This window comes from Metasolibacillus sp., assembly GCF_025291715.1.
Taxonomy (GTDB): Bacteria; Bacillota; Bacilli; order Bacillales_A; family Planococcaceae; genus Metasolibacillus; species Metasolibacillus louembei.
In genome coordinates this window covers 1-13,074 of the sequence record NZ_JAMBIZ010000012.1, presented here as the reverse complement: position 1 = coordinate 13,074, position 13,074 = coordinate 1, and the positions used below count along the sequence as shown (strand labels likewise).

Below are 13,074 nucleotides of genomic sequence, written 5' to 3'. Positions count from 1 at the left end.
TTATTATAAAAGGATGTTAAGTTAGTTATATCGAGGGGGAAAAGTTTGCAACCAATTGAAGGAAAACAGCGTATAGATGTGTTGGATTATTTAAGAGGCTTTGCATTGCTCGGCATTATTTTAGTGAATATACCTGCACTGATGAGAGTAGGTTTACTAGAAACGACAATAGATATTGCATATAACCGATTTTTATTATTATTTGTAGAAGGAAAGTTTTTCTCTATTTTTTCATTTTTATTTGGAGTGGGTTTTTATTTGTTTATTTCACGTGCTAAAGCGAGAGGGGAGAGAGCATATCTGTTATTTACACGGCGTCTCGCTATCCTTTTTAGCATGGGAATTATTCACTTCTTCTTTCAGCCAGGAGAGGCGCTCTCTGTCTATGCAATATATGGTTTTATAGCATTGCCATTTTATAAGGTAAGGAAGGAAACAACACTTGTCATAGCATTATTATTACTAGCAGTTACAGCGTATTATGGTATAAAAATCGCCATGCCATTACCGCTCATTTTACTCGGCTTAGCAGCTGGACAGTATCGGATTTTTGAAAAGTTAAAGGAGCTTCGTAAGCAGCTTGTTATTCTTACAATACTAATGCTGTGCTTTAGTGTAGCTGGGTTATTTTATCAGTGGAGCTATGTACCAGCAGGAAATGTACAATTTGAGCAACTAACGGACAATGAGCTAAAACAGCATATTACAAATGTTCAGCAATTTAACTTAATTGGTTTACAAGTGAGCCCTTTTGTATCAGCATTTTATGTCGGTGCCTTATTATTACTGCTTCAATATCCGGTTATACAAACAATATTATCGCCATTAAAAGCTTATGGACGTATGGCACTAACGAATTACTTAGGACAAACGGTGCTTATTCTGCTCGTTGGACGTACATTTGACTTAATCGGTAATATCCAGCTCATTCAAACACTCTGGATTTGCCTTGCCATCTATTGTGTTCAGCTATTATTTAGTAAAGCATGGCTACACTATTGTCGCTTTGGACCAATGGAATGGCTATGGCGGATGGGGACATATTTATCAGTGCCACCGCTATTTAATAAACGAGAAAAGATATAATTTACATGTGGCTATCCGAAAAATACCGTTTCGGATAGCCTTTAAAAGCTTTACTAAGATTTTCTGTTTGTAAAATAAACTGCTGCATTCACCATCACCCTTTCTGATGGCTTTAGTGTAAAAAACAATTATAAGGAATCAGTTAAATACCGTTATCCCCAAATTATCAGTAAAACCATTACTCCATTCGTTAAACCATGAATAACAACAGATGGCCAAATCGAGCCTGTTCGTTCATATGCTAACGCGAAAATAACACCACTAAAGAAATTTACTGGCATGACGTTATATGTTGGAATATGAACAATTGTAAAGATGAGGGAGCTAATGATCAGTGCACCTGTAAATCCTATGCGTGTACGTAACCAACGATATAAAAAGCCACGATAAAAAATTTCCTCATAGATCGGTGAGATTACAGCCGCAGAGACGAAAGCGATTAGAGCTGTAAGGAAAGTTACGTTTTGTTGGATGGCTGCTGTTTTGCTGTTCTCCCACGAATTCCCTATAAAGCTAGTAAGTATGACAATGATTGTAGCTCCAACCAGTAAGAGAATGGAGGATAGTAGAATATGTTTCCATTCCTTCACGCTAAATGATTTTATTCCTAACTCGCTCCAGGAAAGCTTTTTGGGGTAGAGTGCAATAACATAGACACCTAACATTAAAATAAGTGCTATTGTTAGCCCCGTTAATGTTCCAGCATATAGCTCATCATCAAGCAATCTCAAATAAATTGGTTTTACAAAAAATTTAATACATCCTATTACAATTACGAATTCAAGCAACAATAATAATACGAATTCTTTCAAACTCCAAAAGTCTTGCTCTTTCCAGCCTAGTTGTTTCATTTCCATTCGTGCGCTCTCCTTATTTTTGATATACTTCGAGTATAGAAGATGACGTAACGTCACCCGCAACCCTTTTTTAGGAGGATATGAGATGAAGCAATGGACAACAGGAGAAGTAGCTAAACAGAAAAATATTTCCATCCGCACGCTGCGCTATTACGATCAAATTAACCTTCTTACGCCAAGCGATAAGGATGATAATGGACGGCGCTACTATTCAGAAAAGGATTTATTTCAATTAGAGAAAATTCTTATTTTGAAATCTCTAGCACTTCCTCTTGAAAATATACGTGATTTATTGGATAAACTCTCCTATAAACAAGTTCTAATTTCGCATTATAATTATCTACAAGAGCAACTATCGAATATTCAAATGAACATTTCTCATACAGCCTCATTAATTAATATGATTGACTTGGAAGCTCCTTTATCTTGGGAGCATGTAACGGCACTTGTTCAAAATTCACAAAAATCATCTAAAAAATGGATTGACTATTTTCAAGATGAAGACAAAACCTTGTTACAAGAAGCACTTCCAAACATTAGTCATAACGATAAAACAACGCAGCAATATATTGCATTGCTACGACGAATTGAAAGGTGTATACAAAATAATATAGAGGCTGAATCAGACGAAGGTTTTCAAATTGCCTCTGAGTTAATTGAAATATCCAAAGAGACCTTTCAGGAAGATACAAAGTTAATGGAGGAATTTTGGGAAATTAGAAAACGCCCTATCGAAGAAACGGGGCTATATCCAATTTCAGAAGAAATCTTGGAGTATGTCGAACGGTGTATTGCTTATGCAACAGCTTTGAAGTAGGGGTATAAATGCTTAATTATGAGAGAAAAATCAACCAGCATATACAAATAGTATTGACAATAATTTTTATTCAAAAATGTATCCTATAACAAAATAATGTAAAGTAAACTTTGTTATAAAGCTAACTTTACAAAATTAAGATAAGAAACTGAATCAAGAAGCTTCGCATCAGGACTTATTTAAAATTTCATTTGTCAGTGTGGCAACATCAATATGTGTATCTTCCTGCATCGCATCCTTTAAAATTTCAGTGCGGAAATAGTGCACTGTGGCATCCAGTGGAATTAATAATAGCTTTGCTAAGGCGGTTTGATACATATAAACAAACTCTGTATCAGTATTGCCACGCTTTAACTCTGCGAATGCCTCATAAAATTGATCAAGCTTGTCTGCAAATTCCAGTAGTCTACCTTCGATTGTAGCGTCCTTGCCTTCCTTCATACGCTCAAAAAAGACTTCTTGAAAATCGGGCGGTATTTCTTCCCGAATAAATTTCTCCATCATCTTTTCTTCAACATGTGCAAGCATTTCCTTTAATTCAGGTGAGGCGTGCTTCACGGGTGTTTTAATATCGCCGATAAAGACTTCTGCAAAGTCATGATTAATTGTTTTTTCATATAGAGCTTTCCAATCGATTGTATTGCCAGCGCGCTCCTCTAGCGTTGCAAAGAACATGGCATATTGTGATACTTTCCACGAATGTGCCGCTACATTATGTTCCTCGAACTTAAAGCGGCCAGGACAGCGGATAATGCGCTCCAAATCATTTAAGCTTGTGAAAAAACGATGAATACCTATAACAATCACTCCGTTTCTTATTTTAATGTTGAGAAGGCTTGTCATAAGGGAGGAATGAGCAAGCTTTCTCACTAACAGCATACTTTAATTTATACCCAAAAAGTCCGTTTTGTAAAACATTTTACATATTATTAACAGCATCTTTACACTATACTAAAAAGTAGAGACAAACTTAAAGAGGTGTTAAGCAGTGCTACTTTTTAATATTTTATTATATGTACATATAGCAAGTGCAATTGTGTCAATCGGTCCATTGTTTGTGCTATTTTCTATTTTAAAACGCATGGAAACGGCCGATGATGCGGCACTTGTAGGCTATGTTCATTCATTTCAAGCGAGCATTACAACGGTAAAGCATGGTGGGCACGTTTTAGTACTATCAGGAATTTTGTTAATTTGGAGAGGTGGATGGCCATGGCACACATCATGGATTGTGCTGACGATTGCTTTAATGATTGCTTCCATTTACTTTTTGGCGCAAGCCTTTAAGCCAACGATGAAAACATTTGGTACACCGGCATTCAATCGAAGGCAGTTTATAGCAAAGCTTAGACGCTCTACATGGCTATATGTTGTGCTCTTGCTTATTATGCTTTGGTTTATGGTTGCGAAGCCTATGCTATGGTAAATGTAAACTATCAGAATAAATGGTTTTTTCTGAAAACTATTGCTTTTCCGCTAACAATATTACTATAATAAATATAAGAATTACTTTTCTGAATTATTAGATAAGGTATTTATATTTAGGGGGAGATTGTTTATGAAGCAAAAGTTTTCAGTATTACTAATGGTTATCACAGCAGTGCTTGTATTAGCAGCCTGTGGAACAAAGGATGGCGGTAACGCTAGTAATGATCCTGGCACAGATGGGGATAATAAAGTATATATGGTAGGTACAGAGGCAACATTTGCACCGTTTGAATCCATCGATGCAGATGGCAATATTGTCGGTATTGATGTGGATATACTGCAGGCAATCGCAGATGAAGTAGGTATTCAAGTAGAGTGGAGAAATGTTGGTTGGGATGCAGTTTTCTCTATGATTAATAACAAAGAAACAGATATTGGTGCATCAGGTATTACGATTACAGAAGACCGTCAAAAGACATTTGACTTCACAGAGCCATATTATGAATCAAAGCTATTAATTGCCTTACCTAGCGATTCAACAATCAGCTCATTAGATGAGTTAAAGGATAAAAAAATTGCTGTACAAATTAATGCGACAGGACATGTGGCAGCGAAAAAGCTTCAAGGTGAAATGAGCAAAAATATTTTAGCATTTGAAAGTCAGCCACTTGCGATTCAAGAAATGTTAAATGGCAATGCAGATGCAGTAATTGGTGATAATGCAGTTGTTTATGAATATATGAAAGCAAATCCAGATAAAAAATTAAAAATTGTTGAAGATGACGCATTTGAAAGAGAATATTACGGTTTAATGGTACGCAAAGGTAATAAAGAGCTATTAGATAAACTAAATGAAGGCTTACAAAAAATTAAAGAGAACGGAAAACTAGAGGAAATTACAGGCTCAGCATTTTGGAAAGAGTAGTAGATAAACGCCATTCAGAGAGAAATCTCTCTGAATGCACTATCTAGGTTTACGTAATTTCGAATAGGAAGTAGGTTCGTATATGGATTTATTAAATTTAGAGTGGGGCGTCATTTGGAATTACCGTGATATGTTTATACGTGGTGTTGGGATAACGCTAGTTTTAACTTTAGCAGGCTACTGTGGCGGTATTGTTTTAGGGCTACTGCTAGGGCTTGGGCAAGTATCAACGAAAAAACTTATTTATTGGCCATGTAAAATCTATGTTGATTTAATACGTGGTACACCGATGCTTGTGCAAATTTTTATCATTCACTTTGCCTTGTTCCCAACAATTTTTGGGCACTCATTAGGCTATATGGTATCTGGTATTACGGCGCTTATTATCAATTGTGCTGCCTACAATGCAGAAATTTTCCGTGCGGGTATTCAAAGTATTGCGAAGGGGCAAATGGAGGCAGCACGTTCGCTAGGTCTAACATATGGACAGGCAATGCGCAAAGTCATTTTGCCACAAGCATTTAGACGTATGATTCCGCCATTAGGAAATGAGTTTATTGCCTTATTAAAAGACTCTTCATTATTGATGGTAATTGCAGCACCGGATATTTTGTATACGAGTAAAGTAATAGCTGGTGCGACATTTAGACAGTGGGAGCCATATCTTTTTGCAGCGCTTTTATATTTGATTCTCACATATATAGCAACAAAAGTAATTGCATTTATTGAGAAGCGCTATAGCAATACGTACATCCCTCGTAAAGCAAAAGGGAGGTTAGCGCGATGATTAAAATTGAAAACTTGCATAAATCCTTTGGTGAACTTGAAGTATTAAAAGGGATTGACTATGAAATTAAAGAGCAGCAAGTAGTTTGTGTTATCGGTCCATCCGGCTCAGGAAAAAGTACATTTTTACGTTGTATTAATTTGCTTGAGGAAATAACAGATGGTGCTGTTTATATTGGAAATGTGAAAGTAAATGACTCAAAGACAAATATTAATGAAATTCGCGCAGAGGTAGGTATGGTATTCCAGCAATTCAACCTATTTCCTCACATGAATATCCTTGATAATGTCGTGATGGCACCGATGCAAATACGCAAAATGGGCCGTGCCGAAGCGGAGAAGCTGGCACATGAATTACTGAAAAAGGTAGGCTTAGATAGCAAGGCATACAATTATCCAGAGCAGCTTTCAGGCGGACAGCAGCAGCGTGTAGCCATTGCACGTGCTTTGGCAATGAAGCCGAAAGCAATGTTATTTGATGAACCAACCTCCGCACTTGACCCTGAAATGGTAAAGGAAGTGCTAGAAGTAATGAAAAATTTAGCTGCAGAAGGCATGACAATGGTTGTTGTCACACATGAAATGGGCTTTGCACGTGAAGTAGGAGATCGTGTTGTCTTTATGGACGGTGGTTATATCGTTGAGGAGGGCACACCAGACGAGCTTTTCGGTAACCCTAAAAATGATAGAACGAAGGCATTTTTAGGAAAAGTATTATAAATGTAAGACCGTCCAGAAAAGGAGCATCTTTCTGGGCGGTTTTTTTGTGAAATAAAATGCATAAAAATTTTTGCAAATATTAATAATTCTCATTGAAAATGATAATCAATTAGATTATTATTTAATAGTAATGAAAATCACTATCATTTAGGAGATGAACAAATGAACAAAAAGCTAGGATTCCTATTTACAACAATTATTGCTGCATTGCTAGTGTTAGCTGCCTGTGGCAATACATCAGATAAGAACGAAGGCACTTCTACAGAGAAAAAAGAAGAGGCTGAAGACACTGTACGTGTTATTGAGCATGTACTAGGTAAAACAGAAATTAAAGGTAAGCCACAAAAAATTGTGACATTATATCAGGGTGCAACAGATACAATTACACAATTTGGTGTGAAGCCTATTGGTGTTGTTGAATCATGGGCAGAGCAGCCGATGTATGAGTATATTAAGGCAGAGGTTGGAGATGCGAAGATTGTTGGGCAAGAAACGCAGCCAAACTTAGAGGAAATTGCCGCATTACAGCCAGATTTAATTATTGCTACACAAGTACGTCATGAGGAAATTTATGAGCAGCTTTCTCAAATTGCGCCAACTATTGTCAATACAACTCTTTATGATATTCATGAAACAACAGAGCTTTTAGGAAAAGCTTTGGATGAAGAGGAAAAAGCAAAAGAGCTGATGACAGCTTGGGATACACGTGTTGCAGATTTCAAAGAAAAAATTGCAGCAAAAGGAGATTATCCACTTAGCGTAGCAGTGACAAACTACCGTGAAGACCATGCCCGTATTTATGTGCAAGGCTTTGCTGGTTCAATTTTAACAGAGCTCGGCTTTACTGAACCAAAAAATTTAATCGGACAAAATCTTGAAATTGTTAAGCTTACAGATAAAGAGTCTATTTCAAGTATGAATGCTGATATTATTTTCGAATTCATGGAGGATAATGCAGCTGTAAAGAGCACACATGAAGAATGGACAAAACACCCGCTTTATGCAAACTTAGATGCAGTGAAGAATAATCAAGTATTTACAGTAAATGAAATCATTTGGAACTTCGCTGGTGGTTTAAAAGCAGCTAATTTAATGCTAGATGATTTATACACATATTTTGAACTTGAACAATAATAGGAAAGATGCTCGAAAAGGTAATATTTTTCGAGCATCGTTTTTCAATTACTTGAAGAGGGTATGCTATGTTACATTCCATACAATATAAAACAATAGGCTTATTACTATTAGTTGGGTTACTCGGTATTCTTTATTTTTGTAGTCTCGCTATGGGACAAACTTCTATATCGTTTCCACTTGCATTAGAAGTTATTACGAATTATGACCCAAATAATGAGACACATTTAATTATTGCGACAAGTAGGCTTGCTCGTGCAACAATTGCGTTAACAGTAGGAGCCTCATTAGCGATTGCTGGTATTTTAATTCAATCATTAACGCGCAACCCATTAGCGGCTCCTGACTTATTAGGCATTAATGCGGGAGCTATTTTCTTTATCGTATTTGCATTAACTTGGTTAAATATGCAATCGCTCACACAATATATGTGGTTTGGATTTTTAGGGGCAGCAGTTGCAGCAGTTGGGGTGTTTCTTTTAAGCAATATTGGGCGTGATGGTGTTACACCAATGAAGGTAATATTGGCTGGTACAGCATTATCTGCATTTTTTATCTCCTTTACACAGGGGATGCTCGTTATTGATGAGCAATCCATTCAAACCGTGTTATTTTGGTTAGCGGGCTCAATTGCAGGCAGAGATTTGCAAATGTTATTTGATGTGCTACCATTGCTTGTCATCGCACTTATTGTGAGCGGCTTTATGGGCAAGGCAATGAATATTTTTAGCTCTGGTGATGATGTCGCAAAAAGCCTTGGGCAAAATGTCGCGATTTTAAAGCTATTGATGGGGATATTAATCATTATATTAGCAGGTGGATCAGTGGCGATTGTTGGTTCAATTGGCTTTATTGGTTTAATTGTTCCGCATATTGCGAAGGGCTTGGTCGGCAATGACTATCGTTGGATGATTCCATACGGTGCATGTATTGGTGCTGCCTTATTAATTGCTGCGGATATTTTAGCTCGATTTTTAATTAGTCCAATGGAGGTACCAATTGGTGTAATGACTGCATTTATTGGTGGCCCATTTTTCATTTATTTAGCTAAAAAAGGGGTGTCGAAACAATGAAGTATTGGAATATACGCTTGTTCCAAAACAAGGCATCCTTTCAGCTTTCAAAAAAATGGCTGATTACATTAACGGTAAGCCTGCTACTGCTGCTGGCTATTTTCATGCTGAGCCTTTCAGCAGGAAGTAATTGGATTTCCCCGATAGATGTATTACGTCAGCTTTTTAATCGAACAGATGAATTTACATTTGTCATTGAAACATTGAGATTACCACGTGTGCTTTTAGCTATTTTAGTAGGAAGTGCATTAGGTGTCTCTGGGCTCATATTGCAAAGTATTGTCCGCAACCCGTTAGCTTCGCCTGATATTATAGGTATTACAAGTGGTGCTTCATTTGGCGCAGTGCTATTTATTACCTTAGCTACTGGTGTTATTAGTATGTCCTTCCTACCGCTAGCTGCGATTTGTGGGGGTCTCATTACAGCAATTATCATTTATTTGTTATCGTGGAATAAAGGTGTGACACCCGTTCGACTTGTGTTAATCGGAATTGGTATTTCAGCGATTCTAAAATCAGGTGTTACTTTTTTATTAGTCTATAGCGATACATTTATTGTATCGAAGGCGTATATTTGGTTAACTGGTAGCCTATATGCTGCAACGTGGAAGGATGTAATATCGCTCAGCTGCTGGCTGTTAATTCCATTGCCAATTATTCTTTTACTTGGGCGTAGCATGAATGTGACGGAGCTAGGTGATGATGTAGCGATTAGTACAGGTATTCGTCTGCAACGTCAACGCTTTTTATTTCTAGCATGTGCTGTACTGCTAGCAGGTAGTGCAGCAGCCTTTGTTGGGGGAATAGAATTCGTCGGTCTTATGGCTCCACATATTGCTCGTCGCTTAGTTGGTCGCTCTTTTATTGGCTTAGTACCGATTACAGCAATTGTTGGTGCATTGCTTGTCCTTATTGCAGATTTAATTGCTAGAACAATGTTTTTACCGCTTGATATACCTGCTGGCGTCTTTACAGCAGCAATTGGCGCACCATTTTTTATCTTTTTACTATTCAGAACGCGCAATCGATAGGAGGTTTACAATGCAAGGACTTCAAACGAAAGGTCTTACATTACAGTATGGCAATCAAACGATTATTGATTGTTTAGATTTTGATATTCCGCTTGGCAAAATTACTGTGTTAGTTGGTGCAAATGGAAGTGGTAAATCTACATTGCTACGCTCATTAGCGAGACTTTTGAATCCCGCCTCAGGAGAAATTTTACTTGATGCACAAAAGCTGCATTCCATGTCTACAAAGCAAATTGCGAAGCAGCTTGCCATTTTACCTCAAGGTCCAGTTGCCCCTGAAGGTATTACAGTGCAGCAGCTAGTTAAACAAGGGCGTTATCCACATCAAAGCTGGTTTCAGCAGTGGTCAAAGAAGGATGAAATGCTAGTAGAGCAGGCATTAGAGGCTACACAATTATTAGCTCTAAAGGACAGACCTGTAGATGCTTTGTCAGGTGGACAAAGACAGCGTGCGTGGATTGCGATGACTTTAGCGCAGGAAACACCCATTATATTATTAGATGAGCCAACAACTTATTTAGATATGACGCACCAAATCGAGCTGTTAGACTTTTTGTTTGAGCTAAATCGACAATCAAAGCGAACGGTTGTCATGGTATTGCATGATTTAAACTTAGCATGCCGCTATGCAGACCATTTAGTTGCTATTCATAATAAAAAAGTAGCAATCGAAGGTGCCCCAGAGGAAATTGTGACCTCGCAAATGGTGGAGGAAATATTTCAATTGAAATCCATCATACAAAAAGATCCTTATTTCGGTACACCTTTATGTATTCCAAATGGAAAAGGTCGGCATATTAAATGAATTTACAGGCTTATGGAGTTGCCTTCGTAGAACAAGCACAGGGCTTACCGATAAAGAAGCTAGAAAGTCGGGCGATGCTTGAGCAAATTGTTAAGCAGTATGCAGACTATTTACAAACTGATTCCATGGCAGTTTCAGCGTCCTTATTTATTAAACGCTATGCGGTACTGACTGCGGCTGCCTGTGTAGATTATTACGAGCTACAGCAGGGGAAAAGCAATTGGTTAGATGCGGCATATTTTGATACTGCTACCTTTACATTGCAAATAAGTGAGGGAGAGAGGCTATCACAAATGAACTGCTGGAAAAAATATTTGCTACAGGAGCATCTAGCAAATATTGTAGATATTTTAGCTGTGGACTATAAAATTAACCGTCGTATATTGTGGGAAAATATTGCGGTGCGAATAAATGCCGCACTTGAAAAAAATAGCACCTCTTATGAGCAAGAGCGCCTTGAGGAAATAGTTGAAGAGCTTTCACGCCCGATTGCTGGTTTAACAAATCCAATTCGAGACTATATTCATGTAAATAAAGCTGTTCGTAAAACCTGCTGCCGCTATTATCAGCTGGAGAAAAAAGAAGAGGGCATGCCTTACTGTTTAGTGTGCCCATTGAAAAAATAAAGAATGTGTTAAAGGCCATAGTTGGCTTTTAGCACATTTTTTGATGGATCTCTCTTATTCTATAAATGATAGTTTACTTAATATTCTTTTCTCCACAAACTGTTGAACGATAAAGTAAACAAAACCAGCGAACAGGCTTGCGAGAAGAAATCGCAGCATCGTATCATTTGACTCAAAATAGAGCCATTCTAAGCAAAGAGCAGCTAAAAAGGTGACGCCCATACATAACAAAAGCTGCAAAGGCATAGAGGCTCTTGCGAAGTATAAAATCGCGATAAACGGAAAGAAACAACTAAAATAGATGAGGTACATAAGAAAAGCGCTAAATGGTATCGCCTCAAATGTAAATCCTTCTAATATGATAGCTGCAACAAATGGGGATAAAAGAATAGAAATGGCATTGCTAATCATAATGCGGTTCATATTTTTCTAACCTCCAATCTTATTTTAATACTCGTTTTGAAATATAGATGCAACACAATGTATGTTATTTAACTACAGGTTTTACTGTGAAGGGAATATACCAGCCTAAAATGCCAGTTCCTTTGATGAACATTAACATGGTTTGGCGATTATCTTTTTCCTGTAATTTAATACTTCTCATATTAAAAAAGAAATAATCTTTCTCTTCTTTCGTGATAATTATATTTTCTTTTGAGGATTTCTGGCTTACACATATATCTTCAGTACAAGCATAGCCATATTTTTTCAATACCCATTTATCAAAAGTGGCTTCAGATGGCTTTGTAATGAACAAGACGATTAGTATAATAAATAAAATAAACGTTTTTTTGAATTTCAAGTAAATGCACCTACCTTTTCAATACCCATTTAGCTAATGCCCATTGAATAGAGTAAAGAATATAAACTACAATGATTGCATCAAGAAATGCGATAAAACCTATGAAAATATATGTACCCAATCTCCCCAGTTGTTCAAAATAATAATATTGAACTTGCCAATTGATAAAAAGCTCATAATAAATAGCGATTAAAAATACGGGTATAAACAACCAACGATAAATTTTAGGTAGATATAAAGAACGCTTTAAATATTGCATCTAAGTTACTCCTTTAAAATAAAAATTTCCTTATCGTAAATAGACATAAATTTGTAAGATTAAGTGATGATAGTCTAAATTATGGACACAGTAAATTGGGAGTTTATAAAGTATAATAGTCTCAATAATTTACTAGGAGTGTCTAAAATGACCAATCGAAAAAGTTACGACAAAGAATTCAAATTAGAGGCAGTACAGTTAGTTGAAAGTGGCAAGAGAGTTGCGGAAGTTGCACGTGAGCTAGACCTTGCGGAACAAACGTTACACAACTGGGTTAGAAAATTTGGTAAAGATGGAGAAGCTGCTTTTGTTGGTAGCGGAAATTTAAAACCAGAGGACAAGGCAAATAAAGAGTTACAAAAAAGAATCCGTGATCTAGAAGAGGAAAATGCCATCTTAAAAAAGGCTATGAGCATCTTTGCAAAAGACCAGAAGTAATTTATGACTTTATTCAACAGCACCGACACGAATACCGTGTGGCAAAGATGTGCGAAGTATTAGGTGTTTCAAGAAGTGGTTACTATGAGTGGCTGAACCGCCCAAAAAGTAAGCAAAAAGAGCGTAAAGAAAAGTTAACAAGCCAAATAAAACGAGTGTATTTAGATTCCAGAAGAAATTATGGTAGTCCTAAAATCACAAAACAATTGAATTCGGAAGGAGTCCATGTATCACAAAAAACAGTATCGAGAATTATGAAAAATGAAGGAATACGTTCAAAAACAGTG

General features: G+C 37.0%; 16 protein-coding genes and 1 pseudogene. 12 read left to right on the top strand and 5 right to left on the bottom strand.

Going from position 1 to position 13,074, the window contains the following annotated elements:
- Window positions 1–45 precede the first annotated feature (45 nt).
- Window positions 46–1,086, top strand: coding sequence for a DUF418 domain-containing protein (locus tag M3Z76_RS09635; protein ID WP_293925941.1), 1,041 nt, complete (start codon window positions 46–48; stop codon window positions 1,084–1,086).
- A gap of 152 nt (window positions 1,087–1,238) precedes the next feature.
- Here M3Z76_RS09635 and M3Z76_RS09630 read toward each other — a convergent pair whose 3' ends face one another.
- Window positions 1,239–1,943, bottom strand: a complete 705-nt coding sequence (locus M3Z76_RS09630; RefSeq protein WP_293925939.1) for a CPBP family intramembrane glutamic endopeptidase — start codon at window positions 1,941–1,943, stop codon at window positions 1,239–1,241.
- Window positions 1,944–2,028: 85 nt separating this feature from the next.
- Here M3Z76_RS09630 and M3Z76_RS09625 point away from each other — a divergent pair, with 85 nt between their 5' ends.
- Window positions 2,029–2,760: a MerR family transcriptional regulator gene (locus tag M3Z76_RS09625; protein ID WP_293925938.1), complete on the top strand. Its 732-nt coding sequence runs from the start codon at window positions 2,029–2,031 to the stop codon at window positions 2,758–2,760.
- A gap of 168 nt (window positions 2,761–2,928) precedes the next feature.
- Here the strand turns inward: M3Z76_RS09625 and M3Z76_RS09620 are convergent, their stop codons facing one another.
- Window positions 2,929–3,567, bottom strand: coding sequence for a YfbR-like 5'-deoxynucleotidase (locus tag M3Z76_RS09620; RefSeq protein WP_293925935.1), 639 nt, complete (start codon window positions 3,565–3,567; stop codon window positions 2,929–2,931).
- Between the two features lie 181 nt (window positions 3,568–3,748).
- Here M3Z76_RS09620 and M3Z76_RS09615 point away from each other — a divergent pair, with 181 nt between their 5' ends.
- From M3Z76_RS09615 to M3Z76_RS09575, 9 genes are all read left to right on the top strand, one after another.
- Window positions 3,749–4,186, top strand: coding sequence for a hypothetical protein (locus tag M3Z76_RS09615; protein WP_293925933.1), 438 nt, complete (start codon window positions 3,749–3,751; stop codon window positions 4,184–4,186).
- 132 nt (window positions 4,187–4,318) lie between these two features.
- Window positions 4,319–5,113: a basic amino acid ABC transporter substrate-binding protein gene (locus tag M3Z76_RS09610; protein ID WP_293925931.1), complete on the top strand. Its 795-nt coding sequence runs from the start codon at window positions 4,319–4,321 to the stop codon at window positions 5,111–5,113.
- Window positions 5,114–5,195: 82 nt separating this feature from the next.
- On the top strand, window positions 5,196–5,900 hold the full coding sequence (locus M3Z76_RS09605; RefSeq protein ID WP_293925929.1) for an amino acid ABC transporter permease: 705 nt from the start codon (window positions 5,196–5,198) through the stop codon (window positions 5,898–5,900).
- Window positions 5,897–6,619, top strand: coding sequence for an amino acid ABC transporter ATP-binding protein (locus M3Z76_RS09600; protein WP_293925927.1), 723 nt, complete (start codon window positions 5,897–5,899; stop codon window positions 6,617–6,619). The genes M3Z76_RS09605 and M3Z76_RS09600 overlap by 4 nt, the downstream gene beginning before the upstream one ends.
- A gap of 162 nt (window positions 6,620–6,781) precedes the next feature.
- Window positions 6,782–7,753 carry an ABC transporter substrate-binding protein gene (locus M3Z76_RS09595; RefSeq protein WP_293925925.1) on the top strand — a complete coding sequence of 324 codons (972 nt, stop codon included), beginning with the start codon at window positions 6,782–6,784 and terminating at the stop codon, window positions 7,751–7,753.
- Window positions 7,754–7,821: 68 nt separating this feature from the next.
- Window positions 7,822–8,826, top strand: coding sequence for a FecCD family ABC transporter permease (locus tag M3Z76_RS09590; RefSeq protein ID WP_293925922.1), 1,005 nt, complete (start codon window positions 7,822–7,824; stop codon window positions 8,824–8,826).
- Complete coding sequence (locus M3Z76_RS09585; protein ID WP_293925920.1) at window positions 8,823–9,857, top strand: FecCD family ABC transporter permease; 1,035 nt, start codon at window positions 8,823–8,825, stop codon at window positions 9,855–9,857. Before M3Z76_RS09590 ends, M3Z76_RS09585 begins: the two co-directional genes overlap by 4 nt.
- Before the next feature lie 10 nt (window positions 9,858–9,867).
- On the top strand, window positions 9,868–10,662 hold the full coding sequence (locus M3Z76_RS09580; protein WP_293925918.1) for an ABC transporter ATP-binding protein: 795 nt from the start codon (window positions 9,868–9,870) through the stop codon (window positions 10,660–10,662).
- Complete coding sequence (locus tag M3Z76_RS09575; protein WP_293925916.1) at window positions 10,659–11,288, top strand: IucA/IucC family C-terminal-domain containing protein; 630 nt, start codon at window positions 10,659–10,661, stop codon at window positions 11,286–11,288. Before M3Z76_RS09580 ends, M3Z76_RS09575 begins: the two co-directional genes overlap by 4 nt.
- 54 nt (window positions 11,289–11,342) lie before the next feature.
- On the opposite strand, the gene M3Z76_RS09570 is transcribed toward M3Z76_RS09575, so the two are convergent.
- The 3 genes from M3Z76_RS09570 to M3Z76_RS09560 all read right to left on the bottom strand — a co-directional run bounded on the left by M3Z76_RS09570 (window position 11,343) and on the right by M3Z76_RS09560 (window position 12,349).
- The gene (locus M3Z76_RS09570; RefSeq protein WP_293925914.1) at window positions 11,343–11,711 is read right to left on the bottom strand and encodes a hypothetical protein; all 369 of its coding nucleotides are present in this window, start codon (window positions 11,709–11,711) and stop codon (window positions 11,343–11,345) included.
- A gap of 64 nt (window positions 11,712–11,775) precedes the next feature.
- On the bottom strand, window positions 11,776–12,090 hold the full coding sequence (locus tag M3Z76_RS09565) for a hypothetical protein (protein ID WP_293925911.1): 315 nt from the start codon (window positions 12,088–12,090) through the stop codon (window positions 11,776–11,778).
- A gap of 10 nt (window positions 12,091–12,100) precedes the next feature.
- Window positions 12,101–12,349 (bottom strand): hypothetical protein, encoded by a 249-nt coding sequence (locus tag M3Z76_RS09560; RefSeq protein WP_293925908.1) that lies wholly within the window; start codon window positions 12,347–12,349, stop codon window positions 12,101–12,103.
- 147 nt (window positions 12,350–12,496) lie between these two features.
- Here M3Z76_RS09560 and M3Z76_RS19830 point away from each other — a divergent pair.
- A pseudogene (locus tag M3Z76_RS19830) lies at window positions 12,497–13,074 on the top strand (IS3 family transposase); the annotation flags it as partial.